This is a genomic window from Arthrobacter sp. B3I9 (genome assembly GCF_030816935.1).
Taxonomy (GTDB): domain Bacteria; phylum Actinomycetota; class Actinomycetes; order Actinomycetales; family Micrococcaceae; genus Arthrobacter.
Genome location: NZ_JAUSYO010000001.1, coordinates 2065140 through 2087928 on the forward strand (window position 1 = coordinate 2065140; position 22789 = coordinate 2087928).

A 22789-nucleotide genomic window follows, 5' to 3' on the forward strand; every position below is an offset into this window, starting at 1 on the left:
CACCCTCCGCCGAGTCAGGTGGCAGTACGGTGCCGTTCCGTGGCCGTGTCCTCGCTGGCGCCCCAGCTCGCGAGAAGCCGGAGCCGTTCCGCAGAAGCCGAGCCCGGCTCCGCGGTGTAAACCAGGAGGACCAGGCCGGGTTCGGCGGTGATCGCCAGTTCTTCATACGCCAACGTGAGCTCGCCGGCCACGGGGTGACGGAAGCGTTTGGTGCCGGAGCCATGGGTGCGCACGTTGTGTGCGCCCCACAAAGCGCGGAATGTCTCGCTGCGCGTCGACAGCTCTCCGACCAGATCCTGCATGGTGCGGTCGTGGGGATTGCGGCCGGCCTCGGACCGCATGATGCCGACGCACATCTCGGCGAACAGCTCCCAGTCGGGGTAAAAGTCGCGGGAAGCCGGATCCAGGAACTGGAACCTCGCGAGATTCGGGGTCCGGCCGCCGTCGCCGATGACGGGGGAGTAGAACGCGCGCCCCAACGCGTTCGTCGCGAGCAGGTTCTGGTACGGGTCGCGGACGAAAGCCACGCCCTCGGTGATGGCTTCCAGCGCCCACTGCAGGCTGGGGCGCCCGCCGGCCTGGGCGGTGGCACGCCTGCGCGGCCTCCCTGAGGTCGCGATGCCGTCAGCCGCCCTGGCGAGGTCGAACAAGTGCGCACGCTCGGTGTCGTCAAGATGGAGGGCGCGGGCGAGGGATTCGAGCACGGACGCCGATGCGCCGGCGATGGACCCGCGCTCGAGTTTGGCGTAATACTCCACGCTGACGTCGGCGAGGAGCGCAACTTCGCTGCGCCTCAGCCCGGCCACCCGGCGGTTCGGACCGGCCGTGAGGCCCGCATCTTCCGGCGTGAGCCGTGCGCGTCGTGACATCAGGAACTCACGCACTTCGGTCCGGTTATTCATGCTTCAAGGGTAAATCGGTGCGGGGGATCGAAGGGCTCCCTCCGGGTACACCCCTCAAGGGGGACTGACCCTTCTGAGCCGGGCGCTCGACCGCCCCTGATAGGCGTAGGCTATATACGCTTCAGGCCGCGCGCCCTTCCCCTTCGGGCCACACTGTGCCGCCAGGAGCTGTCTGACGACCCGGCAAAGGAGCCCTGCGGTGGATACCCGAAAGCTGAAGTACTTCCTCGCCGTCGTGGACCACGATGGCTTCAACCGCGCGGCGGAGCACCTGCTCATCGCGCAGCCGTCGCTGTCCCAGACCATCGCCGGGCTGGAGAAGGAGCTTGGTGTTCCGCTGTTCCACCGGATCGGCCGCCGGGCCGTCCTGAGCGAGGCCGGGAAGGAACTGGTGGGGCCGGCACGGCTGGTGATGCGTGACCTGGACGCTGCGCAGTCCGCGGTGCAGGCGCTCCGGGGGATCCGCAGCGGCCAGCTGGACATCATCACCATGCCATCCCCGGGGATCGAGCCGCTGACGTCCATGATTGCGGGATTCACCCGCTCCCACCCTTCGGTCCGTTTGAACGTCAGGGCGGCGTTCACGCCCGAGGAAGTGATCGAGTCGGTCCGCAGCGGCAGCACGGAGATCGGCCTCGCCGGTTCTCCCACCACCATCCGCGTTCCGGGCGTTGACGTGCTGGAGCTGGAGCGGCAGCCGCTGATCCTGATCGTCAATCCCCATGCCGACACCTTCCATCCGGGGCCGGCGATCCGGCGGGAGGACCTTGGCGGGCACCGGCTGATTGCCAGCCAGCGCGGTTCGTTGATGCGGTGGCTGGTGGACGATGCGCTGGCCCGCGGCGTGGACACCGAGATCGTGGTGGAGGTGGCGCACCGGACGTCCATCCTCCCGCTGGTGCTGGCCGGGGTTGGACACGCGGTGATGCCATCCTCCTGGGCGCCGACCGCCCACAAAGCCGGGCTCCGTACCGTGCTGATCGAGCCCGTCTCGCAGCTGGAGGTCGCCATCCTGAGCCGGAAGGATGACCTCACGCCGGCGGCAAGGGGATTTCTGGAAGTCGCCCGGCTGCACGTGGATCCGAACCGGGACTCAGCGGACCCGGCGGCGCGACCAATAGGTTGAGCCTATTTGGCGTATCGAATCTTGGTCTTGGACGGGGTGGTGCGGCAGGCCTTCTACTTGAAGAGGAAGGGCAGTGTGACGCTGCTTACACACTCAACGAGGAGACAAGGCACATGAGCGCCACCCAGAAATTCAGCATCGCATCCATCCCCGCAGACGGTGTGGGCAAGGAAGTTGTTTCGGCCGGCCGTCGCGTCCTGGACGCCCTGGCCCAGAACTCCGGCGGCAAGTTTGCCTTCGACTGGACCGAGTTCCCCTGGGGCTCGGAGTACTACGCCAAGACCGGCCTGATGATGGACCCCCAGGGCCTGGACGCCCTGAAGGACTTCGACGCCATCTACTTCGGCGCCGTCGGCTGGGAAAACGTCCCGGACCACATCAGCCTGTGGGGCCTGCGCCTGAACATCACGCAGAACTTCGACCAGTGGGCGAACATCCGCCCCGTGAAGTTCCTGCCGGGCGTGCAGTCGCCGCTCCGCAAAGCTGACACCACCGAACTCGACTGGGTGGTTGTCCGCGAGAACAGCGAAGGCGAGTACGCCGGCCTCGGCGGCCGGAACCTCAGCGGCCGCGGCCCGGGCAACGAAGTGGCCCTGCAGACCGCGCTGTTCACCGAAAAGGGCTGCGAGCGCATCATGCGCTTCGCCTTCGACCTCGCCCGGACCCGGACAGTGAAGAAAGTCTCCTCCGTCACCAAGTCCAACGCCCAGCAGTACGGCATGGTCCTGTGGGACGAAGTCTTCAACCGCGTGGCCCTCGACTACCCGGACGTCCAGACCGAAAGCGTCCTCGTTGACGCGATGAGCGCCAAGTTCATCCTCAAGCCCGAGGACCTGTCCGTCGTCGTCGCCTCCAACCTGAACGCCGACATCCTCTCCGACCTCGGCTCGGCACTGGCCGGCAGCCTGGGCCTGGCCGCCAGCGCCAACCTGAACCCGGAGCGCCGCTTCCCGTCCATGTTCGAACCGGTGCACGGCTCCGCCCCGGACATTGCCGGCAAGGGCATCAGCAACCCGATCGGTGCCATCGCCAGCGCCGCGCTCATGCTGGACCACTTCGGCCTCCACGAGGAAGCCCGCCTGGTCGAGGCCGCCATCGAGCAGACCACCGGCGCCGGCTACCTGACCCGCGACATCGGCGGCGAAGCCAACACCGAGGACGTCACCGAGGCCATCATCAAGGCCCTGACCCTCTCCCTGGCGGCCGTCTAGCTAGAACGCATGGTCCGCCGGGCAATCCCGGCGGCAGTACACAGCCCGGGGCGGGCGGTGCCTAACGCCTGCCCGCCCCGGCTCCTTCATTCTTCAAGCACCACGCCATTTCCATTCCACAATGAGGTAGGAATCATGGGACGCATCACCACCGCGGGTACGGCAGCACCGGCCCCCAAGACACGTTGGTACAAGCAGCTGTACTTCTGGGTACTGACCGCCATTGTCATCGGCATTTTCGTCGGCTGGCTCACCCCGTCGGTGGGGATAGCCATGGAGCCCATCGGCACCACGTTCGTCAACTCGATGAGGATGCTCATCGGCCCGATCGTCTTCCTGACCATCGTCGGCGGCATCGCGAGCGTGGCGGACCTGAAAAAGGTAGGCATGACCGGATTGAAGGCCCTGACCTATTTCCAGGTGGGCACCATCCTTGCCCTGATCTTCGGCCTGGTCGCCATCAACATCTTCCGGCTCGGCGACGGGGTCAACGCCGACGCCGGCTCGATCAAGACCTCCGACTCGGCGGCCAAACTCATTGACGCCGGCGCCCACCAGGAATGGTGGCAGTTCCTGACGCACATCATTCCCACCAGCATCGTCGGGCCCTTCGTTGAAGGGGACATCCTCCAGATCATCTTCATCGCCGTGGTCTTCGGCATCGCCCTGAACGCCATGGGCAAGGTCGGCGTGCCGGTCCTTGACGGCGTGCAGCGCCTCACCGGGGTCATGTTCAAGATCCTGGGCTTCATCATGAAGGGCGCCCCGATCGGCGCGTTCGGTGCCATGGCGTTCGCCGTCGGCAAGTACGGCGTTTCCTCGCTCTCCAGCATGGGCGGGCTGATCGCGCTCTTCTACATCACCTCGATCCTCTTCGTCGTCGTGGTCCTCGGGTCCGTCATGGCCTTCCTGAAGCTGAACATCTTCAAGATGATCCGCCACCTCAAGGAGGAATACCTGCTCATCCTGGGCACCTCCACCGCCGAACCGGCCCTGCCCGGGCTGATGCGCAAGCTCGAGCACGCCGGGGTGAAGAAGGAGACGGTCGGACTCGTTGTCCCCACCGGGTACAGCTTCAACCTCGACGGCGCCGCCATCTACCTCTCGCTGGCAGCGGTCTACATCGCCCAAGCCACCAACACCGAGCTGTCCATCGGCCAGCAGCTGGGCCTGATCGCCGTCATGCTGCTGACCTCCAAGGGCGCGGCCGGCGTTGCCGGCGGCGGGTTCATCGCCCTGACCGCCACCCTCGCCACCATCGGTACCATCCCGGCCGCCGGGATAATGCTGATCTTCGGTATCGACAAGTTCATGTCCGAGTGCCGGGCCCTGGTGAATTTCACCGGCAACGCCGTTGCCACCTTGTTCATCGCCTGGTGGGACCGCACCTTGGATGCGGACCGCGTCCGCCGGGTCTTCAACGGCGAGGCCGTGGAGCCTCTGCCCGGCGAGGACCCCGCCCATCTCGAGGAGGTCACCGACATCGACGAGGACCTGACCGAGTACGGCCACCACGCACCACGGGCAACCGGCCCGGCGCACGCAGCGCCGGCCAGCTTCGATCCCGCTCCTTCGCACGCGGCACCGGCCTACTCGAAAAGCAGCTGACATGCCCGCCACAACTGCCGCCATCACAAACGCCGCCAAAAGCGTGCGAACCCTCATCGCGCCGGACAAATTCAAGGGCAGCCTCACGGCCGGGGAGGTGGCCGAGGCCCTGGCAGCGGGGCTGCGCGCCGCATCCGTCACCGGCAGTGCCGGAGAGGTCCACTGCGAACTGCTTCCCCTGGCGGACGGAGGTGACGGCAGCGTGGACGCCGCCGTCGCCTCCGGCTTCACCCGGCGGACTCACACCGTCACAGGACCCACCGGCCGGACCGTCCAGGCCAGCATCGCGTTCGACGGCGTCACCGCCGTCGTGGAGGTGGCCAACACCTGCGGCCTCGAGCTTGTGCCGGACGGGAAGCTCGAACCCCTGGACGCCTCCAGCCGGGGCTTCGGCGAAGCGGTCCTGTTCGCCCTCGGCCTGAACCCGGCACGGATCGTCCTGGCCCTGGGCGGCAGTGCCAGCACAGACGGCGGGATGGGCATGCTCACCGCCCTCGGTTTCACCTTCCGCGACGCCGCCGGCCGCCAGCTCCACGGCAACGGGAGGGCCCTGGCAGAAATCCGCAGCGTCGCCCGGACGGCGGTCCCGGAACTGGCGGACACGGAGCTCATCGTCGCCAGCGACGTGCACAACCCGCTGCTCGGCCCCCAGGGCGCACCCGCGGTCTTCGGCCCCCAAAAGGGCGCAGGACCGAAGGAGATCGCCGCCCTCGACAAGGGCCTGGAGCGATTTGTCGCCGCGATGGCCGCGGCGGGTGTTCCGGACGCCGCTGCGCTAGCGGCGCATGAGGGCTCGGGCAGCGCGGGAGGACTCGGCTACGCCTGCCTGTTGCTGGGGGCCGCGCAGGTCTCCGGCGCCGACTACTTCCTGGACCTGCTGGACTTCAACACCCGCAAGGACAACTGCGACATCATTATCACCGGCGAAGGCAGCCTCGACGAGCAGACCCTGGCCGGCAAGCTGCCGGCCGCCGTCGCCCGCCGGTCAGGACAACGCACGGTCATCGCCGTCGCCGGCCGCTCCCTCCTCCCGAAGGAGCGGTGGGCCGACATGGACCTCACCCGGGTCTACACGCTGGCCGAATACACCGACCGGGACTCGTCAAGGGATCCGGAGCTTTCGGCACGGCTGCTCCGCCAGATCGGCCGCGACATCGGAACAAGCCTGCTGTAGCCGGTCCTCGTTTGCCACACGGAGGAAACAGAAATGCCCGCCCGGGGTTGCCTGGGCGGGTATCTGTGTTTTACCGAAGGTGGGGCGGACAACGCGGTCAGGACAAGGCTGCGTCAGGACAGAGTGCCGTTGTACTCGTCGTCGGTGATGTGCTCGAGCCAGGTGGTCGTCGTGGCCGGGTCGTCACCGTTCTCAAGCATGGCGATGTGTTCCATGAAGCAGCCGGGCGCGGCAGCGTGCCAGTGTTCTTCACCGGGCGGGGTGTACAGCGTCTGCCCGGGGTGGACCTCGATAATGGTGCCGTCGCGAAAACGCCTTCGCGACCGACTGACCGGAAGCGCCAAGCCCACCATCAAGCGACTGGCCTCCGCCGGTGATACTTTCGTAGCGGAGCTCTATCCGGAGACAGGAGAGTCTGTGAACGATCCCGCAAAGGAGCCCGGCCCGGCAGCTGAGCCCTCGGCGTTCGTCCCGCAAAAGATCACCGGGCCTGTGCTGATGGGGGTTGTGCCGGGCCAGCCACTGGCCGTGGCACACCGCGCCGCGGAGCTGGCTTACAGCCTGGACGTGGAGCTGATGTGCGCATATGTGGACGTCACCAGCTATCTCGCCGAAGAGCCCGACGGGCGGATCGAAGCCCTGCCCATCGACCCGGACGGCATCGACGACGACATCGAAAGCATCAGCGCCGCCATCAAGGACCGCCTCCGGGAAGCCTTGGACGGCACCGGGATCCGCTGGTCGTTCGTGGCCCTGGCCGGAGAGCCGGCCAGGGCGCTGGGACGGCTGGCGGAGGGCACGGATGCGTCCGTCATCGTGGTGGGCACGCGCGAACGTGGCCTCGGAGCCCGGCTCGAGGAACTGCTGGTAGGCTCCGTCGCTGTCCACCTTACGCACCGCCAGCACCGGCCTGTCCTGGTGGTCCCGCTTGCGCCGCACGCCAAACACCACCTGAAGGAGGGCCACTAGTGGAACCGCCCACCCCCGGGCCGGCAACTCCACACCGCGCTTCCAAGGGACCCGCAGTCAGGAGCGAGGACGCGGGAACGCTCGGCGCCGCGCACACCCACCGCCCGGTGCACCTTCACCCCCGATACGTGCTCGTGGTCATCGCCGGGGGTGTGTTTGGAGCCCTTGCCCGCTACGCTCTCAGCGCTGTCCTTCCCGCCCCGGGCGGGTGGCCGCTGCCAACCCTGGTCATCAACGTGGCCGGGGCGTTCCTGTTCGGCGTTCTGCTGGAGGCCCTGGTCCGCCGCGGTCCGGACGCCGGGCGGCGGCGGGTGGTCCGGCTGCTCGCCGGGACCGGCTTTATCGGCGCCTTCACCACCTACAGCACCCTGGCCCTGGAATCGAATGCCCTGTTCACTGGCGGGCGGACGGCCGATGCGTTGATCTACGTTGCGGCAACACTGGTCGGCGGTGCCATCGCAACGGTGGCCGGGATCCGGGCGGCAGCCGGACACCATGCCAGCATCACCGTCCGGCGGCGCCATACGGCCTTGCGCCCTGAGCAGCAGGAGAACGAGCGGTGAACGCCCTGACCATTCTCCTGCTCGGACTCGCCGGCGGACTCGGTGCCGGAACCCGCTTCGTCGTCGACGGGATCGTCCGCTCGAAAATCCGCACGGCCCTTCCAGTGGGCACCATCGCCATCAACGTCTCTGGATCCTTCCTGCTCGGCCTGGTCGCCGGAGCCGTCATGGTCCACGCGGCACCCGTCGAGCTGCAGGCCATCGCCGGCACCGGATTCCTGGGCGGCTACACCACTTTCAGCACAGCCAGCTTCGAAACCGTTCGGCTCATCCAGTCCCGCCGCACCGGGCTGGCCCTCCTGAACGGCGTCGGCACCGCCGTCGCCGGGATCGGCGCCGCGGCAGCCGGGCTCGCCCTGGCCAGTCTCCTATGACCGGGGACAGCGACCCAGGACGCGTCGGGAGAACCCCGGCTAACAGGCTCGGGCCCATGGGGTTCGTCCTCGCCTTCGGCATGGTGAGCATGCTGGCCGACGTCGTCTATGAAGGCGCACGCTCCATCACCGGTCCCTACCTGGCCACCCTCGGCGCGTCCGCGGTCATGGTCGGCTTCATTACAGGCTTCGGCGAAGCGGTGGCCCTGGTCCTGCGCCTGGGCGCCGGGTCCCTGGCCGACCGGACCCGCAAATACTGGCCGCTGACCATCGCCGGGTACGCACTGACTGTTACCGCCGTTCCGCTCCTGGCCCTGGCCAGCTCCTTGTGGCAGGCAGCCGCACTCGTCGTCATGGAACGGTTCGGCAAAGCCGTCCGCTCTCCTGCCAGGGACACGATGCTCTCCCATGCGGGTGCAGGAATGGGACGGGGAAAGGCGTTCGCCATCCACGAAGCACTCGATCAGTCGGGAGCCCTCCTGGGTCCGCTGATCATGGGCCTCATGATCGCCGTCTCCGGCTTCCAGCTCGGTTTCGGTGTCCTGGCCATTCCCGGAGCTCTCGCCCTTGGTGCCGTGCTCCTTCTCCGCCGGGCCGTCCCTGCTCCCGAACGATTCGATGCCGAGGCCTCAACCGGGCCGGCTGCCGGAGGGGGCGGTCCGGTCCCGCGCGTTCCGCTGCCGGCCAGGTTCTGGTGGTACAGCGCCTTCACGGCCGTGTCGATGTCCGGATTCTCCACCTTCGGCGTGATCTCGTACCACCTTGAAGTCGAGAACGTCGTGCCGTCAGCGCTGATACCCGTCACCTACGCCGTCTCCATGGGAGCCGCAGCGCTGGCAGCCCTTGCCTCCGGGGCACTCTACGACCGGATCGGGCTGCGCGGCCTGCTCGCCGCCCTGCCGCTGACCGCGGCCGTACCGTTCCTGTCCTTCACCACTGCTCCCGCCCTGGTCTGGACCGGCGCCGTCGTGTGGGGCGCGGCCCTCGGAATCCACGAATCCACCCTGCGCGCCGCCGTTGCGGACCTCGTGCCCGCTGCCCGGCGGGGCACCGGCTACGGCCTCTTCACGGCCGTCTACGGCATGGCCTGGCTGGCCGGTTCCACCATCCTGGGAGCCCTCTACTCGGTGTCCCTGCCCGCACTTATCGCCTTCACCGTCGGCACCCAATTAGTGGCACTGATTGCCTTCATTCCCTTGCTCAAACCTGCTCCCGGCCGCCAGCGCGGATAGCACGGCCTGCCCCCAACAATCGTCGGTGCCGCACCATCCGGAACTAAGGGAAAGCGCCCTTCCCCGCTTATAGTAACCATGCTTACTATTGACCTAAGTGCTTGTCCGAGAGAGCAGCCGGTCCACCAGAAATGAGGGCGAAGATGACTGAGAACCAATGGCAGCAGGGGCCTGAACCGTCCCCTGTGAAGGCCGATGCAGCGAAGACGGACGTTGCAAGGGACGAGGCCGCGGGTGTTGCCGGTCAGGCTGCGGCGTCTGCACGCAACGTCGCGGCAACCGCCAAGGAGGAGGCCGCCGGTGTGGCCCTCGAAGCAAAGGCCAGCACGCGGGATCTCATGAACCAGGCGAAATCGGACTTCGCAAGCCAGGCGGGGGCCCAGCAGCAGAAGGCCGCAGAGGGGATCCGTGCGATCTCTGCGCAGCTGCGCGGCATGGCCGACGCGCCGGAGCAGCAAGGTGTCGCATCGGACCTGGTCCGGCAGGCTGCGGACCGCTCCGCCTCCCTTGCCGCGTGGCTCGAGAACAGGGATCCTGGTGCGCTCGTGGCAGAAGCCAGGAGCTTCGCCCGGCGGCGCCCGGGAGCGTTCCTGCTCTTGGCCGCGGGAGCCGGCCTGGTAGCCGGACGGCTCGGCCGCAGCCTGCAGGCAGGGGCCCCGACGTCGACGCCGTCGAATACTGCCGCTCTGCCTCGGCCGACGCAGCCGGGTGCGCCCACGAGCCCCCGGCATTTGGAAACCGTCATTGCCGCAGGAACCGGGGACCACTTCTTCGAGGTGCCGGCAGCCCGCCACGCCACGGAGTCCGGGGAGATTTAGTAAGCAAGCTTGCTTATTGGGCGGTCTCGATCTAGAGTCTACGTTGTAGAGTAGTTGTTTATCACCGGTTTCAGAAGCGGGACCTTTGGTGCACACGGCCGTACCGGCCTCTCACACCAAACACAGGAGATCCCATGACTGCGCACGCAGCCCAGACCACGCACACTGACACCGTCCGCAACAGCAACGACATCAAGATCTCAACCAGGACCCTTGAGTTCGCCGTCTACGTCGCCGCCGTGCTTGCCACGATCATCACCTCCGCCGTCGTGGGGGACGATGCCAGCGAAAACGGCGTCGACGCCTTCAACGCCAGCGACGCCATGCAGTACATCACCTGGCTGACCGTTGGCCTGATGGTGGCACGCGGCCTGGCGAAGGCCGGCAACCGGGTCCACTCCCACGCGTAAAGGCTGAGTGCCCCGGCCGCAACAGCTACCGGGACACCACCGGATCCTGGCTCCGCCGCCTGCATCGGCGGCGGAGCCAGGAGTCCTTCCAACAAGGCACCATCGCCGGAACTGCAGTGCTGCAGCCATCCGGCATTTCGCTTGACGCCCCGTGCACGGCGCTCAAGTACCAGCTGCTGTAGCCTCACGGCGGCACACGACGCACCACGCGGAAACGAGCCTCTCATGGCAGATTCGCAGTTCGACCAGTACCCCCAAGATTTGACCCCCTTCCACTGCAGGGAACCTATGTCCCTGGTGGCACCGGAGGCCGAATTGGCCGGAACAGCGCAATCCGGCCAGCCCGACCAGCCGGACGGGCACGTCCCCCCGCGCGTGCTGCGGTGCCGCTGCGGATTTCAGATGGACGCCCCGGCGGGCGGGTAACCTGAAGCGGCGGGAACAGCCGGTGCCGGTCTGACACCGGCCGCCGCGGCACCACCGACCTAGGAGAACGAATGAACATCCCAGATCCCCGGGGACCCATCAGCGCCGGAGTGCTCGCCCTCCTGGCCGGGGAGCCGGCGGCCAGCCCCGCCGGCCTGGCCGCCTTGCATGCGCTTGTCCAGGGACAGCTGTCCGCCAGCGAAGACGTCATCGCCGACGACGACGTGCAGCTCGCCTTGTTCTGCCTCTACGAGCTCCACTACGGAGGGCTCGACGGCGTGGATGACCGCTGGGAATGGCACCCCGGGCTGATCGGGATCCGCCAGTTGCTCGAGGAACCGTTTGAGGCGCGGCTGCGCTCCGAAGCCCGCCAGGTCACGGCGTCAGTGGCCCGACCCGATACAGCGACTCCCGCAAGCGACGCCACCGCGGCCCTTTTGTTCCACCTGGCGGCCCAGGACGGCGGGCCCAGCGTGTCGCGGTATGTGGCCAAGAAGGCAACGGTCGCGCAGCTGCGTGAATTCCTGATCCACAAGTCCCTGTATCAGCTGAAGGAAGCCGACCCGCACACGTGGGCAATTCCGCGCCTGTCCGGGCGGGCCAAGGCCGCCCTGGTGGAGATCCAGACCGACGAGTATGGCGGCGGCAGACCGGATCGCATGCACAGCGCCCTTTTCGCGCGGACCATGCGGGGCCTGGGACTCAACGACAGCTACGGCGGCTACGTGGACGCCGTCCCGGCCATTTCCCTCGCCTCGGTGAACGCGATGTCCCTCTTCGGGTTGAACCGGCGGCTCCGTGGGGCGATCGCCGGCCACCTGGCAATGTACGAGATGACGTCCTCACGCCCGAACCAGCTGTACGGGAACGGATTCCGGCGTTTGGGTTTTGATCCGGCGGTCACGGGGTACTTCGATGAGCACGTCGAGGCGGACGCGGTCCACGAGCAGATAGCCGGGCGGGACCTCGCCGGCGGCCTTGTGGAGGCAGAGCCGGATCTTTTCGAAGACGTTCTCTTCGGCGCTGCGGCGGTTTCGTGCATCGACGCGCGCTTCGCCACCCATCTCATGGATGCCTGGGAAAACGGCCGGACCTCCCTGCGCCTGCCCGATGCCGCTGCGGCATGACGGGCAATGCACCGCCTCTCCTTCCGGAAACGCGAGACGAGTACATTTTGCCTCTCCGGTGGCAGGACGACTCGGCCCTGGAGGATCTCGTGTGCTACCTGGAGCAGCTGTGTTCGTGGATTCCGGTCACGGTGATTGACGGGTCGCCGGATGAATTGTTCCACCGGCACGCCGCCCGCTTTCCGCCGGGCGTGAAGCACCTGCGTCCGGACGCCGGCGGGGAAGGCAACGGCAAGGTGGCAGCCGTGCTGACCGCCGTGCGTCTCAGCACCGCGGAAAGGCTCGTTCTCGCCGACGACGACGTGCGCTACACGCGGGAGGCACTCACGGCGGTGGTCGCGGGCCTCGATTCCGCCGAAGTTGTCAGGCCCCAGAACTACTTCAGCGACTGGCCCTGGCATGCCCTCTGGGACACGTCCAGGACGCTGGTCAACCGCGCCCTCGCGGCAGACTTCCCGGGCACGCTTGCCGTGCGGCGGGCGGCGCTGGAAGCGACCGGGGGATACGAGCCGGTCCTGTTCGAGAACCTGGAGCTCATCCGGACCGTGACGGCGGCCGGCGGGCGCGAACAACGCGCCCCGGCGCTGTTCGTGGCCCGCATCCCGCCCTCAGCCCGGCACTTCCTTCGGCAGCGGGTCCGGCAGGCCTACGATGACTTCGCACAACCCGGGCGCCTCGCCTCGGAGCTGGCCCTGCTGCCAATCCTTGCAGGCATCCTTTGCCTGCCCGTCCGACGGCGGATGCCAGCCCTCCTGGGTGCTGCCGTGGCGGGGATGGCCCTGGCGGAGACGGGCCGGAGACGGGACCAGGGACGGCAGGTATTTCCGTTCCGGACCGTCCTGTTCACGCCGTTCTGGGTTCTCGAGCGCGCCGTCTGTGTCTGGATCGCTTTGGCCCTCCGGCTCCGAGGGGGAGTGCCCTATGCGGGAACCCGCCTCAAGACCGCCGCACATTCGCCCGCCACCTTGCGGCTCCGCCATGCAGGCAAGATCCGCCCCGTCCCCGCCCCGTTCCAAGACCGGAAGCAGCCATGAACGACAACCCCCCGGACGACAACCCGCCGAACGATAACCTCCCGAACAGCAGCGCCTCGATCGTCGTCTGCCCGGACGGCCCGATCCTCATCCGGGGCGACTTCGACATCGTTACGCCTTCCGGCGAGCCCGTCCCGCGGCAGCGCAAGACAGTTGCCCTCTGCAGGTGCGGTGCCTCAGCCATCAAGCCGTATTGCGACGGCACGCACAAGATGATCAACTTCCGCACCGAGCCCTCTGTCGGTAAGGACCGCCCGGCCGGTAGCTAGGATTCCTCCTCGCCGGGAGGCTCAAGGCTGGTCGACAGCGTCATGCCTGCCGGGTCCAGCCTGCCGTACACCGGCTTTTCATTCCGGAGGATGTCCACGTAGACGGGCAGGTCACCGAAGGGAACGAAGATGGCCCCGTGCGTCATCTCCGGGTTGCAGTAAGGCGCGGTCGGCACGGGGCTTGCGGGGTGGAGCCCGTAGACGCTCAACTGGGATCCGTCGTCGCCGCGCGCGGACAACCGGCCTTGGTACTGGATCGTGACGCCGTCGTAAGTTGTCGTGTTCCGGTATCCCACCAGGTACGTGTACGCGGAAACGGTGAAGACGTTGACCATCCAGCGAGTGTCCTCCCATTGCCAGTCGATGTCCATTGCAGGTTCTGTCATGTCGGCTTCATGTGTTGCGTGGGTCACAGTTCATGTCTAGCCTAGACGAGGGCCGCAGCGTCGCGGCCCGTTTTTGGAGGTGGCATCAGCATGACCGATAAGCTCAGCGTCCTCGTTCGAGTCGACCTTGAATGCGCGCAGGCGCAGGTGGCGGCCCGGGGCCACGTGACAGTACACAACATCCAGGCTCTCTACGTCGTCGTAAAACGCGCCAACGCCCTTCTCGACGGGCTTGTCACGGAAGTTGATGTCTCACACGCGCTGGTCGATCCGGTCGCACTGGAACAGCTCCAAGCTTCGTCCCAGTCCCATCACCTGCCGGAGCGCATCGACCCCCTGCAAACCGAATGCCGCTTCAGCGTCCTGGGGCCTGATGCTTCTTCGAGCCCTGCGAGGCCGTTGCGGCTGGCGGCGTGAGCTGATCCGGAGCGCTACGGCATCGCCGGGCGGTCGCCCTGGCGCAGCCAGTCGTCAAAGAACGCATCGAGCTGTTGGCCGGAGGCCTTTTCCATGACGGCCTGGAAGTCCTCTGTCGTCGCGGTCGAGTCCCTGTAGCGGCTCAGCCACGACCGGGCGCCCGCGAGGAATGCCGCGTCGCCGATTTTCGCGCGCAGGGCGTAGAGGGCGGCTGCTCCCCGGACATAGACCTGACCCGTGAATAAGTTGTCGCGGCCGGGGTCCGCGATGTTGAGGGCCCAGCGGTTGTTCGCGTCGAGGTATGCCACGGCGTCCGTGAACTGCCCGGGCATGGTGGCCGTGCCCTGGTGCTCTGCCCACAGCCACTCGACGTACGTTGCCCACCCTTCGTTGAGCCAGATGTCCTGCCAGTCAGACGGGCTGACCGCGTCCCCGAACCACTGGTGCGCCAGTTCGTGCACCACCGTGGTTTCGTCCGCGACGCCTGAATAGACCGGCCGTGTCTGTGTCTCCAGCGCATAGTCGACCGAGTCGTCGTCGACGATGGCGCCGAACGCCTCGAACGGGTAGCGCCCGAACAGCCCCTCCAGGAAGTTGATCATCTTCGGCTGCAGCGCCAGGGCCGCTTTCGTTTCGTGCAGAGCCGCGCCTGTCACGCCCGCGTCGATTGCGTTGATGATAGGCAGCCCGCGGGCGCCGTCTTCCTCGGACAGGACGAAATCGCCGACCGTCGCGGTCGACAGATAGCTCGCCATCTGGTCCGAGGCCCTCCACGTCCAGGTCGTCCACCCGGCTTTCGTCGTCGGCCGCCCGGCCGGCAGGCCGTTCGCGACGGCGGTCTTGCCCTCCGGCACCGTGATGCGGAATGTATAGGTCGCCTTGTCCTCGGGGTCGTCGTTCACGGGATACCAGGTCGGCGCGCCATCCGGTTCGTTGACGACCATCGCTCCGTCAGCGGTGGTGACCCACCCGTACAGCGCCCCTGTTGGGTCGAGCGGCCGGCCCGTGGTCCCCTCGTACTCGATGACGATTGTGCTCTTATGCCCGGCCCTTAACTTCGGCTGTAGCCCGATCGCGAGTTCCCAGATGCGGTTCGCGTCGTCCTGGACTTGGGACCACCCGGCGTCCGAGCCGTTCGCCGTCGAGTGCTCAACATCCTTTCCGTCGACCCGGACAGACGTCACGCCAAGGCCGCGCAGGTCGAAGTTCAGCGACTGCAGATCCTGGGTGGCGCGGAGGGTGATCGTCGCGACGCCGCTGAGGTGGCCCTGGAGCACCGCAGGATCTGCCGGCGGCGAGTAGCGGAGGGCGAGGCTGTAATGCAGGACGTCGTACCCGCCATTGCCCGCATACGGGAAGTACTCGTCGCCGCTGCCGGGAGCGCCCGCCGTGTAGTGGGGACCGTCATTCTCCGGGGCCGCTTGCGCCGTCCCGCTCATCGCGCCGACGCTGCCCACCGCCAGCACCGCGGCAAGCGCCGTGCGGCGCAGGCGCACACTGCGTGGTTGCTGCCTGAATGGTTGCTGCATCATCACCGGCTGCCCTCCGGTCCGGGAAGTCTTCACCTCGGTGCCCACCGATTTTTTGGCGGACTGCCACCATGGTCCCGGGCGCAGCTTGGGAAAACCTAGGCTTCGGGCCCGGAGCGCCAATGGGCCCAGCGGCCCTACTCAGCGGGTGCCCCTGTTCATAGGCTTGAGGAATGGAAGAACTACAAGACCAACGTGCTGAAGAACCTGCGTTGTCTGTCACCACCGTGTTTGCCAGCCTCGCCGAGCTCCGGGATGCACCCGGCTACAGCCCGAAGGCAATCTCCGAACGCCTCATCAATTCGCTCGGCACCGAAGCGGCGGCACCTCTTTTGGGCGTTGCCGAGGACCTGTTAGACCGCTGGGCATCGGGCGAGGATGCGCCGGACGCGGAGGGAAGACTCCAGCTTGCGGACCTTGACGCCCTCGTGGGCCATTTGCACGGGGCCTTCACGCCGGCCCAGGCCATGATCTGGATGTGCGGCTACAACGTGCATCTCGGGGCGCGGCCCATCGACGTCTACCGCATCCAGGGATCGGCGCCGGTCATCGGAGCAATCCGCGCCTCTGCCTTGGGAGCCTGACCGGGGCGAGCTGCGGTGCCGACGCCGCAGCTGTAGACACCGCCGCTGCAGCAATCAGTGTGCCGAGTGCCTGACCGTGTGTCCGAGGCTGGTGACGAAACGCGCGATGGCGTCCTCCGCAGTCGGCACGTCGCCGAAGACTTCGCGTTGCCGGGCAGTGTCGGCGACGTACCGGCCGGACTGGAACCAGTCAGCCATGGCGGCCATGTCTTTCGCCATGGGGTCGACCCGTCGAAGGACAGTGCCGACGGTGTGGAGGAGGCCCGTCGGGATTGTCCGGACGCGGATCCGCTTTCCCAGGAGCCTGCCGGAGATCGTGGCGACTTCCTGCATGCTGACGGGCCGGTCCCACCCGATGTCGATGCGCTGCCCGTCGACGCCGGCAATGTCCGTTGCGGCGGCCAGGTAGCCGGCAAGGTCGGCCGTGAGGACGAAGGTCAACGGAACACTGGAGGACCCGAGCCAGGTGAGCCGCCCCTTGCTGAACGGGTCGCCGCCGAAACGGGTGATCTGGTCCAGGAATGCGCCAGGTCGCAGCGCCACGAACGGAACGCCGAGTTCCTCGAGCCGGTCCTCAGCCCGCTTCTTGTGCCAGAAGTGCGGAACGTAGGGGGTCTGGTCACACGTGAGTATGCTCGTCAGCACGAACCTGCGGATGCCGGTGCGGCTCGCGGCTTCGGCGAGGTTCCGGTTGCCTATGGTGTCGATTTGCGGGGTGTCGCCCTTGCTGTGCCGTGTATAGCCTGCCGCCGTGGTGATCACGCTGTCGGCGCCGTCCATCGCGCGGACCAGGGAGTCGAGGTCCATCATGTCGCCGCGGGCGATGGTGGCGCCGGCCGCTTCCAGGCCGGTCGCGTCGGAACCCGGGCGCACCAGGGCACGTACCTGTTTCCCGCGCCCAAGCAGTTCGGCCACCACCTGGCTGCCCAGCATGCCGGTGCCGCCCACAACCAGGACGCTTCCGTCGGCACTCATCGCGGCCTCCCGTGAGTTTGAACGTGTACAGCCTGCCTAGGGCAAATCTACTCATCCCGCAGGAAGCCGCAAAGGCCCTAGGGGCCGATTTCCTCCAGGGTGACCACAAGGTCGGCGTGGGCGCGGGTCGCGAGGATCAGGCGGGCGTTTTCCTCGTCCACCGTGTGTACCCACAGTTCGGCTTCCGCAGGGGTCTTGCCGAATTCGATGTGGCGTTGGATCAGGCGCTTTATGCGCAGCCCGTCGTCCTGCCGGCAGTACCAGATTTCGGTGCACTGGTCCCGGACATGCCTCCACTCCGGACGGTCGAGCAGAAGGTAGTTCCCTTCGGTCAGAATGGTCGTGGCGGACGGGTAGACGGGGACCACCCCGGCGATGGGCTGCTCTATGGTCCGTTCGAAGCCCGGGGCATAGACCACCGCCGTCCGCGGGGACCGCAACCGCTGGAGCGTGGCTGCGTACCCGTGCACGTCGAAGGTTTCGGGGGCGCCCTTGCGCTCCAGCAGGCCGAGCCGCGTCAGCTCCTGGTCGGAAAGGTGGAAGCCGTCCATGGGGACGTGCGCGTATTGCTGGTGTTCCGGCTTGGGGCTGTCTTTGTTCAGCTCCTGGACGAGGGTTTCAACGAGCGTCGTTTTGCCGGCCCCCGGCGCCCCGACGACGCCTATGACCACGGGAGCCGGCTGGGAGAACCCCAGCCGCCGCACCCTCGCCACGAGATCGTCCAGCTTCATGTGGCCCTGCCCCTGTTCCTTGCCGTGGTCAGTCAACGTCAGCTGGCCGGGATCACCAGGCCCTTGTATTTGGTCTGGAGGAAGTCTTTCATGTCCTGCGAGGTAAGGATTTTGTACAGCTTCTGTACCCGGGGGTCGTCCTTCATTTCGGCCTTGACCGCCAGGACGTTGTAGTAGGCGCTGTCGCTGCCCTCGACCAGCAGCTGCTTGTCGGTGCTCAGGCCGGCCGGAAGGGCAAAGGCCAGGGTCACGATTGCCGCGTCCTTGTCATTGAGTGCCTGCGGCAGGCTGGCGTTTTCGATCTCGGTGAAGGCCAGCTTCTTCGGATTGGCTTTGACGTCCTTGAGCGTGATCGGGTTGTCGCTGACCTCGATGAGGCCCTTGGAAGCCAGCAGCTTGAGGGCCCGGGACTCATTGGTGGGGTCGTTCGGGATGGCGACCGAGGCGCCGTCGGGAAGGGCCGCAAGGTCGGGCACGTTGTTCGAGTAGAGGGCCATCGGCGGCAGGTACACCTTGCCCACGCTGACGAGGTTCTTGCCCGAGGCCTTGTTGTAGGTCTCCATGAACGTAGTGTTCTGGAACAGGTTGGCGTCGATGTCGCCGTCACTCAGCGCGGGGTTCGGCGTGTTGTAGTCGCTGAACTCCTTGTATTCCACGGTGAGGCCCTCTTTCGGGCCGAGCTCGCGCTGGACATGTTTCAGCATGTCACCGGCCGGCACGGCCAGGGCGCCTACCTTGATGGTCTCGGAAGCCCCGGACGGGCTGCTGGACGAGCTGGCGCCGCAGGCGGAGAGGGCGAGGACGGCGGCCACGCCGGTTACGGCGGCCTTCAGGATGCGGGAACGGAACATTGGGACTCTTTCGCAGGAGGGACTATGTGGCGGGAAAGGGTTTTGCATGCCGGTGCGGCGGCTACCGGTGGGACAGGCGCCGCGCCGCGAAGTTGCCCAGCGACTGGAACACCTGCACCAGCAGGACCAGGAGGATGACAACGCCGAACATGTATTCCGGGCTGTAGCGCTGGTAGCCGTAGCGGAAGGCGACATCCCCGAGGCCCCCGCCGCCGACCGCGCCCACCATGGCCGAGTACCCGATGAGTCCGACGACGGTGGTGGAAAGCCCGAGGGCCAGGGCCGGAACTGCCTCGGCGATCATGACCTTGGTCAGGATGGTCCACCGGGTGGCACCGAGTGACTGTGCTGCCTCGATAAGTCCCACTGGCACTTCGCGGACGCCGATCTCCACCAGCCGGGCGAAGAAAGGAATGCCGGCGATGGTCAGCGGGACTATCGCCGCCGTAGGTCCGATGAAGGACCCGACCAGCAGGCGGGTGAACGGAATGAGCAGGATCATCAGGATGATGAACGGAACGGAACGCCCGATGTTCACCACCAGGTCCAGCACACGGTTGACCACGAGACCGAGGGCGCGGCTGCCGAAAAGCTTCGACAGCAGCCCGCCGGACTCGGTAGTCACCAGGAGAACCCCGGCGGCCAGGCCGAAAAGGACCGTAAAGAGCAGGCTCATGCCCACGGTGTAAAAAGTCTCGCCCGCTCCTTTCAGGATCGTGTCCAACAGGTCGGTCCAGAAGTAGGGGTCGTTGCGGTCGATCACTTGATTACCTCCACGAAGAGTCCCTGGGAGCGAAGATCGGCCACGGCCTCGGCGACTGTCCGCGTGTCGCCCGGCAGTTCGAGCCTGGTGCGTCCCGTCTGGTGTCCGTGGATGGTTTCAACCGCGGCGCCCAGGATTCCGACGTCGATGCCGTGCTTGCGCGCCAGCTGGGCGATCACAGGACGGTCTGTCTTGACGCCGTTGAAGGTGATTTCAACGATGGCGCCGGACGTCTCGGGGATTTCGCCGAGCGGAAACAGTGCCTGCCCCAACAGCGATTTCTCTGTTGTCAGCAGCTGCTCCACGGCCCCCTGCTCGAGGATCCTGCCGCCGCTCATGACGGCGGCCGAATCGCAGATCCGCTTCACGACGTCCATCTCGTGCGTGATGAGCAGCACCGTCAGGCCGAGGTCTTTGCTGAGCTGCCGGATGAGGTCGAGAATCTGCCGCGTCGTTTCGGGGTCCAGCGCCGAGGTTGCCTCGTCGCTGAGCAGGACGGAGGGGTTCGACGCCAGCGCGCGGGCGATGCCCACACGCTGTTTCTGTCCGCCGGAAAGCTGTGCGGGATATGAGTCGGCCTTGCCGTGAAGGCCGACCAGTTCGAGGATCTCGAGGGCCCGCGTCCGCCGGGGCTCGCGTCCCGCGCCGGTGATCTCCAGGGAGAGTTCCACATTCGCCAGCACGGTCCTGCTGCTGAGCAGGTTGAAATGCTGGAAGATCATGCCGATGTTGTGCCGTGCCTCGCGGAGCCCTTTTCCGGACAGGGCGGTCATCTCGCGGCCGTCAACGGTGACGCTCCCCGAATCAGGACGCTCCAGTGAGTTTATGGTGCGGATCAGCGTGCTCTTTCCGGCGCCGCTCTGGCCGACGACGCCGAAAATCTCGCCGCGCGCGACTGTCAGGGAGACGTCGTCGAGGGCCCGGACCGCCGTCGGCCCGGAGCCGTAGCTCTTCGAGACCCGGCTTACGGAAATCATGGTGCTCCCTGCTTTTAATCAAATCGGGGGTGGCTGGAATCTTCACGGAAGCTCCGCAGAAGCTGGCGGCACATCGTACACACCCAAGTTACAAATTCTGCCAAGCCGGACTGCCCGGCCCCAAATCTGAACTTTCGTTTCCGAAAGACGCCGTAACACGCCGGGAATTCGACGGACGGCGAGGAAGCAAAAGTCCGGAAGGACCCTGTGCGGTGGCGGGCCGTCCATGCAAGCATGAAAGCTCAGCGAAGAACGCACCGAAAGGGGACTCGATGAACGCGAACGAAGTGCTGCTGGATGCGTTTGGCCGCATCCACGAGGCCGTGGCTGCCACGCTTCAGGGCATCGACGGCGACTCCCTGAGCCGTCGTCCCGCCGGCACCGGCAACTCGATCGCGTGGTTGATCTGGCACCTCAGCCGGGTGGAGGACGCGCAGGTCGCCTCAGCCGGAGGCCTGGACCAGGTCTGGACCTCTCAGGGCTTCGCCGGCCGCTTCGACCTGCCGCTGTCCCAGCGTGACACCGGCTACGGACATTCGAGCAGCCAGGTGGACGCGGTGCAGGCGCGTCCGGAGCTGTTGCTGGACTACTACGACGCCGTGCACCGGCAGACGGTGGAGTACCTGCAGACGCTCGGCGACGACGACTTCGACCGCGTGGTCGACACCCGCTGGGACCCGCCGGTCACCCTCGGGGTGCGGTTGGTCAGCACTGTCGCCGACTGCCTCCAGCACGTGGGGCAGGCTGCCTACGCTAAAGGCTTGGGGCGGAAACCGGACTGACCGCGGGCCGGTGGCCGGCGATGTTCGCCGGAGCGAGGGCGAGCACAATGAGCGCCGCGGCGAGGATCCCCATGCCGGCCCATCCCACGGTCCCCAGCCGTTCTCCGACGACGGTGACCGCAAGCAGGGCAGCGACCGCCGGCTCGGTGAGGGTGAGGGTTGTCGCGGTGCTCGGGCGCAACCGCGCCAGCCCGACGCCGAACAGAAAGTAGCCCAGGAACATCGGCACCAGCGCCATGTACGCGGCTACCGTGAATGACTGCGCCGACGCCACCAAGGGGGCTCCGGTCGCCAGCAGGACGGGAACCAGGAGCGCCCCGCCGGCTCCGAAGACTGCGCCCATTGATGCCGCGCGCCCCACCTTGTGGTGCATCAGGCGGTGGACCACCCACGAATACAGGGCGTACGTTATGCCGGCCAGCAGCCCGAGCCCGACGCCGGCAGCAGTCTCTGCTGTGCTGGCGGCGGCCGGTCCGCCTGCCCGCGAGAGGCAGAGCAGGACGCTGCCGAGGACGCCCAGGAACGCTGCGAGCATCCACCAGCGGCTCAAATGCCTGCGCTCGATGACGCGTTCCAGGATGCCGGAGGCGAGCGGCGCCGACGCCAGCGAGACGACGGTGCCGATCGCGACCCCGCCAAGGCGCATTGAGCTGTAGAACGCGAGGGGGTATGCGGCTACCGAAACTGCTCCGGCTGCCAGCAGTTTCGCGTGCGCCTGCAGCGACTGCCGGGCGCGCACCAGCGAGGGGAGGGCGATGGCCGCCTGCAGCAGTCCGCCAATCCCGAGGGCTGCCGCCCCGATGGCCAGCGGGCCGGCGTCGGAAGCGAAGGTCGCGGCGGTCCCGGTGGTTCCCCACAGGAACGACGTGACCAGGACCGCGATGACGCCGCCGGTAGCCCTGCTCCCCGTAGTTCTGTTCCCTGTACCCCTGTTCCCTGTACCCATATTCACAGGGCCGTCAGCATCTCGGCGGCGAACTCGCGGGCATGGACCAGCCGGGCCGGCTGGCCCTCCAGCCCGGCCCGGGCCATTGCTCCCTCCAGCAGGAAGCTGAAGCGTTCGGCCAGCCGCTGCGCCGACGACGGGTCGGTGAGCGTGGTCAGGTGTTCAGCAAGGAGGTGCTCGACATGTTCCTTGTGCCGGCGGACCGCAATCCGCCCGGGGTCGTCCACGCCCAGTTCAGCCGCGGCGTTGAGCAGGCCGCAGCCGCGGAAGCCGTGGCTGTAGGCGGCCGCGGCGTGGTCGATATAGGCATCGAAGACGGCCAGGACGCGCTCCTGCGGCGTGGCGGTGTCCGCGATCCGGGCCCTGTACAGGCCCAGCCACTCCTCATGGCGGGCATCGATATACGCCTCGACCAGCGCAGCTTTCGACGCGAAGTTGTTGTACAGGCTCATCTTCGCCACACCGGCCGAGGCGGTGATCACATCGATGCCCGTCGCTGCAATGCCGCCGGCATAGAAGTGCTGTGCCGCGGCGTACAGAATCCGCGCACGTGCCGGGCTTGGGCGCTGGCTTTCACTCTTTTGCTGTGCCGCCATGGCTGCCTC

Annotated in this window: 26 protein-coding genes and 1 pseudogene; 16 read left to right on the forward strand and 11 right to left on the reverse strand. The window is 67.0% G+C overall.

The annotated features are described in order from the left end of the window. Positions 1-14: 14 nt before the first annotated feature. Entirely contained in the window at positions 15-902 is an 888-nt protein-coding gene (locus QFZ65_RS09680) for a helix-turn-helix transcriptional regulator (protein ID WP_306909944.1), read from the reverse strand. A 199-nt stretch (positions 903-1101) separates the two neighbouring features. Between QFZ65_RS09680 and QFZ65_RS09685 the strand changes: the two genes are divergently transcribed. The 4 genes from QFZ65_RS09685 (at position 1102) to QFZ65_RS09700 (ending at position 6021) form a co-directional block, all read left to right on the forward strand. Next, on the forward strand, positions 1102-2028 hold the full coding sequence (locus QFZ65_RS09685; protein ID WP_306909945.1) for a LysR family transcriptional regulator: 927 nt from the start codon (positions 1102-1104) through the stop codon (positions 2026-2028). 113 nt (positions 2029-2141) lie between these two features. Further along, complete coding sequence (locus tag QFZ65_RS09690; RefSeq protein WP_306909946.1) at positions 2142-3239, forward strand: tartrate dehydrogenase; 1098 nt, start codon at positions 2142-2144, stop codon at positions 3237-3239. Positions 3240-3374: 135 nt separating this feature from the next. Continuing rightward, a complete protein-coding gene (dctA, locus tag QFZ65_RS09695) occupies positions 3375-4847 on the forward strand; it encodes a C4-dicarboxylate transporter DctA (RefSeq protein WP_306909947.1) in 1473 nt (490 codons plus the stop codon). A 1-nt stretch (position 4848) separates the two neighbouring features. Then, positions 4849-6021, forward strand: coding sequence for a glycerate kinase (locus tag QFZ65_RS09700; protein WP_306909948.1), 1173 nt, complete (start codon positions 4849-4851; stop codon positions 6019-6021). 113 nt (positions 6022-6134) lie between these two features. Here the strand turns inward: QFZ65_RS09700 and QFZ65_RS09705 are convergent. Then, positions 6135-6335, reverse strand: a pseudogene (locus QFZ65_RS09705) (cupin domain-containing protein); the annotation flags it as partial. Positions 6336-6438: 103 nt separating this feature from the next. Here QFZ65_RS09705 and QFZ65_RS09710 point away from each other — a divergent pair. The 9 genes from QFZ65_RS09710 (at position 6439) to QFZ65_RS09750 (ending at position 13243) form a co-directional block, all read left to right on the forward strand. Continuing rightward, a complete protein-coding gene (locus QFZ65_RS09710) occupies positions 6439-6990 on the forward strand; it encodes a universal stress protein (RefSeq protein WP_306909949.1) in 552 nt (183 codons plus the stop codon). Further along, positions 6990-7553 (forward strand): CrcB family protein, encoded by a 564-nt coding sequence (locus tag QFZ65_RS09715; protein WP_306909950.1) that lies wholly within the window; start codon positions 6990-6992, stop codon positions 7551-7553. Before QFZ65_RS09710 ends, QFZ65_RS09715 begins: the two co-directional genes overlap by 1 nt. 5 nt (positions 7554-7558) lie before the next feature. Beyond that, positions 7559-7927, forward strand: coding sequence for a fluoride efflux transporter CrcB (gene crcB / locus QFZ65_RS09720; protein WP_306912544.1), 369 nt, complete (start codon positions 7559-7561; stop codon positions 7925-7927). Between the two features lie 56 nt (positions 7928-7983). Then, positions 7984-9159: an MFS transporter gene (locus QFZ65_RS09725; protein ID WP_306909951.1), complete on the forward strand. Its 1176-nt coding sequence runs from the start codon at positions 7984-7986 to the stop codon at positions 9157-9159. Positions 9160-9302: 143 nt separating this feature from the next. After that, the gene (locus tag QFZ65_RS09730; protein ID WP_306909952.1) at positions 9303-9977 is read left to right on the forward strand and encodes a hypothetical protein; all 675 of its coding nucleotides are present in this window, start codon (positions 9303-9305) and stop codon (positions 9975-9977) included. A 134-nt stretch (positions 9978-10111) separates the two neighbouring features. After that, positions 10112-10387 carry a hypothetical protein gene (locus tag QFZ65_RS09735; RefSeq protein WP_306909953.1) on the forward strand — a complete coding sequence of 92 codons (276 nt, stop codon included), beginning with the start codon at positions 10112-10114 and terminating at the stop codon, positions 10385-10387. Positions 10388-10884: 497 nt separating this feature from the next. Further along, positions 10885-11940, forward strand: coding sequence for an iron-containing redox enzyme family protein (locus QFZ65_RS09740; RefSeq protein ID WP_306909954.1), 1056 nt, complete (start codon positions 10885-10887; stop codon positions 11938-11940). Between the two features lie 47 nt (positions 11941-11987). Beyond that, positions 11988-12974: a glycosyltransferase family 2 protein gene (locus tag QFZ65_RS09745; RefSeq protein ID WP_306909955.1), complete on the forward strand. Its 987-nt coding sequence runs from the start codon at positions 11988-11990 to the stop codon at positions 12972-12974. Next, positions 12971-13243 (forward strand): CDGSH iron-sulfur domain-containing protein, encoded by a 273-nt coding sequence (locus QFZ65_RS09750; protein WP_306909956.1) that lies wholly within the window; start codon positions 12971-12973, stop codon positions 13241-13243. The genes QFZ65_RS09745 and QFZ65_RS09750 overlap by 4 nt, the downstream gene beginning before the upstream one ends. Here the strand turns inward: QFZ65_RS09750 and QFZ65_RS09755 are convergent. Further along, the gene (locus tag QFZ65_RS09755) at positions 13240-13629 is read right to left on the reverse strand and encodes a hypothetical protein (protein ID WP_306909957.1); all 390 of its coding nucleotides are present in this window, start codon (positions 13627-13629) and stop codon (positions 13240-13242) included. The genes QFZ65_RS09750 and QFZ65_RS09755 overlap by 4 nt on opposite strands. A 90-nt stretch (positions 13630-13719) precedes the next feature. Between QFZ65_RS09755 and QFZ65_RS09760 the strand changes: the two genes are divergently transcribed. Continuing rightward, on the forward strand, positions 13720-14046 hold the full coding sequence (locus QFZ65_RS09760) for a hypothetical protein (RefSeq protein ID WP_306909958.1): 327 nt from the start codon (positions 13720-13722) through the stop codon (positions 14044-14046). Between the two features lie 14 nt (positions 14047-14060). Here QFZ65_RS09760 and QFZ65_RS09765 read toward each other — a convergent pair whose 3' ends face one another. Next, positions 14061-15578 carry a M1 family metallopeptidase gene (locus tag QFZ65_RS09765; RefSeq protein ID WP_306909959.1) on the reverse strand — a complete coding sequence of 506 codons (1518 nt, stop codon included), beginning with the start codon at positions 15576-15578 and terminating at the stop codon, positions 14061-14063. A gap of 170 nt (positions 15579-15748) precedes the next feature. On the opposite strand from QFZ65_RS09765, the gene QFZ65_RS09770 reads away from it, so the two are divergent. Further along, positions 15749-16159 carry a hypothetical protein gene (locus QFZ65_RS09770; protein ID WP_306909960.1) on the forward strand — a complete coding sequence of 137 codons (411 nt, stop codon included), beginning with the start codon at positions 15749-15751 and terminating at the stop codon, positions 16157-16159. A gap of 54 nt (positions 16160-16213) precedes the next feature. On the opposite strand, the gene QFZ65_RS09775 is transcribed toward QFZ65_RS09770, so the two are convergent. The 5 genes from QFZ65_RS09775 to QFZ65_RS09795 all read right to left on the reverse strand — a co-directional run bounded on the left by QFZ65_RS09775 (position 16214) and on the right by QFZ65_RS09795 (position 20456). Further along, positions 16214-17134, reverse strand: coding sequence for an SDR family oxidoreductase (locus QFZ65_RS09775; RefSeq protein WP_306909961.1), 921 nt, complete (start codon positions 17132-17134; stop codon positions 16214-16216). 77 nt (positions 17135-17211) lie between these two features. After that, positions 17212-17901, reverse strand: coding sequence for a nucleoside/nucleotide kinase family protein (locus QFZ65_RS09780; protein WP_306909962.1), 690 nt, complete (start codon positions 17899-17901; stop codon positions 17212-17214). Between the two features lie 2 nt (positions 17902-17903). Beyond that, the gene (locus tag QFZ65_RS09785; RefSeq protein ID WP_306909963.1) at positions 17904-18716 is read right to left on the reverse strand and encodes a MetQ/NlpA family ABC transporter substrate-binding protein; all 813 of its coding nucleotides are present in this window, start codon (positions 18714-18716) and stop codon (positions 17904-17906) included. A gap of 61 nt (positions 18717-18777) precedes the next feature. Continuing rightward, positions 18778-19479, reverse strand: a complete 702-nt coding sequence (locus QFZ65_RS09790; protein ID WP_306909964.1) for a methionine ABC transporter permease — start codon at positions 19477-19479, stop codon at positions 18778-18780. Next, positions 19476-20456, reverse strand: a complete 981-nt coding sequence (locus tag QFZ65_RS09795; protein ID WP_306909965.1) for a methionine ABC transporter ATP-binding protein — start codon at positions 20454-20456, stop codon at positions 19476-19478. Before QFZ65_RS09795 ends, QFZ65_RS09790 begins: the two co-directional genes overlap by 4 nt. Positions 20457-20728: 272 nt before the next feature. Between QFZ65_RS09795 and QFZ65_RS09800 the strand changes: the two genes are divergently transcribed. Further along, positions 20729-21238 (forward strand): DUF664 domain-containing protein, encoded by a 510-nt coding sequence (locus QFZ65_RS09800; RefSeq protein WP_306909966.1) that lies wholly within the window; start codon positions 20729-20731, stop codon positions 21236-21238. Here the strand turns inward: QFZ65_RS09800 and QFZ65_RS09805 are convergent. Together QFZ65_RS09805 and QFZ65_RS09810 are read right to left on the reverse strand one after the other, a co-directional pair. Further along, the gene (locus QFZ65_RS09805; RefSeq protein ID WP_306909967.1) at positions 21210-22184 is read right to left on the reverse strand and encodes a DMT family transporter; all 975 of its coding nucleotides are present in this window, start codon (positions 22182-22184) and stop codon (positions 21210-21212) included. The genes QFZ65_RS09800 and QFZ65_RS09805 overlap by 29 nt on opposite strands. 2 nt (positions 22185-22186) lie before the next feature. Further along, positions 22187-22780 carry a TetR/AcrR family transcriptional regulator gene (locus QFZ65_RS09810; protein WP_306909968.1) on the reverse strand — a complete coding sequence of 198 codons (594 nt, stop codon included), beginning with the start codon at positions 22778-22780 and terminating at the stop codon, positions 22187-22189. Positions 22781-22789 lie beyond the last annotated feature (9 nt).

What these genes read in the sequence shown, in the direction of transcription:
- QFZ65_RS09765 (WP_306909959.1), bottom strand. Translation starts at nt 15,578, where the DNA reads ATGATGCAGCAACCATTCAGGCAGCAACCACGCAGTGTGCGCCTGCGC.
- QFZ65_RS09730 (WP_306909952.1), top strand. Translation starts at nt 9,303, where the DNA reads ATGACTGAGAACCAATGGCAGCAGGGGCCTGAACCGTCCCCTGTGAAG.
- QFZ65_RS09770 (WP_306909960.1), top strand. Translation starts at nt 15,749, where the DNA reads ATGGAAGAACTACAAGACCAACGTGCTGAAGAACCTGCGTTGTCTGTC.
- QFZ65_RS09785 (WP_306909963.1), bottom strand. Translation starts at nt 18,716, where the DNA reads ATGTTCCGTTCCCGCATCCTGAAGGCCGCCGTAACCGGCGTGGCCGCC.
- QFZ65_RS09735 (WP_306909953.1), top strand. Translation starts at nt 10,112, where the DNA reads ATGACTGCGCACGCAGCCCAGACCACGCACACTGACACCGTCCGCAAC.
- QFZ65_RS09795 (WP_306909965.1), bottom strand. Translation starts at nt 20,456, where the DNA reads ATGATTTCCGTAAGCCGGGTCTCGAAGAGCTACGGCTCCGGGCCGACG.
- QFZ65_RS09800 (WP_306909966.1), top strand. Translation starts at nt 20,729, where the DNA reads ATGAACGCGAACGAAGTGCTGCTGGATGCGTTTGGCCGCATCCACGAG.
- QFZ65_RS09775 (WP_306909961.1), bottom strand. Translation starts at nt 17,134, where the DNA reads ATGAGTGCCGACGGAAGCGTCCTGGTTGTGGGCGGCACCGGCATGCTG.
- QFZ65_RS09690 (WP_306909946.1), top strand. Translation starts at nt 2,142, where the DNA reads ATGAGCGCCACCCAGAAATTCAGCATCGCATCCATCCCCGCAGACGGT.
- dctA (WP_306909947.1), top strand. Translation starts at nt 3,375, where the DNA reads ATGGGACGCATCACCACCGCGGGTACGGCAGCACCGGCCCCCAAGACA.
- QFZ65_RS09805 (WP_306909967.1), bottom strand. Translation starts at nt 22,184, where the DNA reads ATGGGTACAGGGAACAGGGGTACAGGGAACAGAACTACGGGGAGCAGG.
- QFZ65_RS09750 (WP_306909956.1), top strand. Translation starts at nt 12,971, where the DNA reads ATGAACGACAACCCCCCGGACGACAACCCGCCGAACGATAACCTCCCG.
- QFZ65_RS09810 (WP_306909968.1), bottom strand. Translation starts at nt 22,780, where the DNA reads ATGGCGGCACAGCAAAAGAGTGAAAGCCAGCGCCCAAGCCCGGCACGT.
- QFZ65_RS09760 (WP_306909958.1), top strand. Translation starts at nt 13,720, where the DNA reads ATGACCGATAAGCTCAGCGTCCTCGTTCGAGTCGACCTTGAATGCGCG.
- QFZ65_RS09740 (WP_306909954.1), top strand. Translation starts at nt 10,885, where the DNA reads ATGAACATCCCAGATCCCCGGGGACCCATCAGCGCCGGAGTGCTCGCC.
- QFZ65_RS09725 (WP_306909951.1), top strand. Translation starts at nt 7,984, where the DNA reads ATGGGGTTCGTCCTCGCCTTCGGCATGGTGAGCATGCTGGCCGACGTC.
- QFZ65_RS09700 (WP_306909948.1), top strand. Translation starts at nt 4,849, where the DNA reads ATGCCCGCCACAACTGCCGCCATCACAAACGCCGCCAAAAGCGTGCGA.
- QFZ65_RS09680 (WP_306909944.1), bottom strand. Translation starts at nt 902, where the DNA reads ATGAATAACCGGACCGAAGTGCGTGAGTTCCTGATGTCACGACGCGCA.
- QFZ65_RS09755 (WP_306909957.1), bottom strand. Translation starts at nt 13,629, where the DNA reads ATGACAGAACCTGCAATGGACATCGACTGGCAATGGGAGGACACTCGC.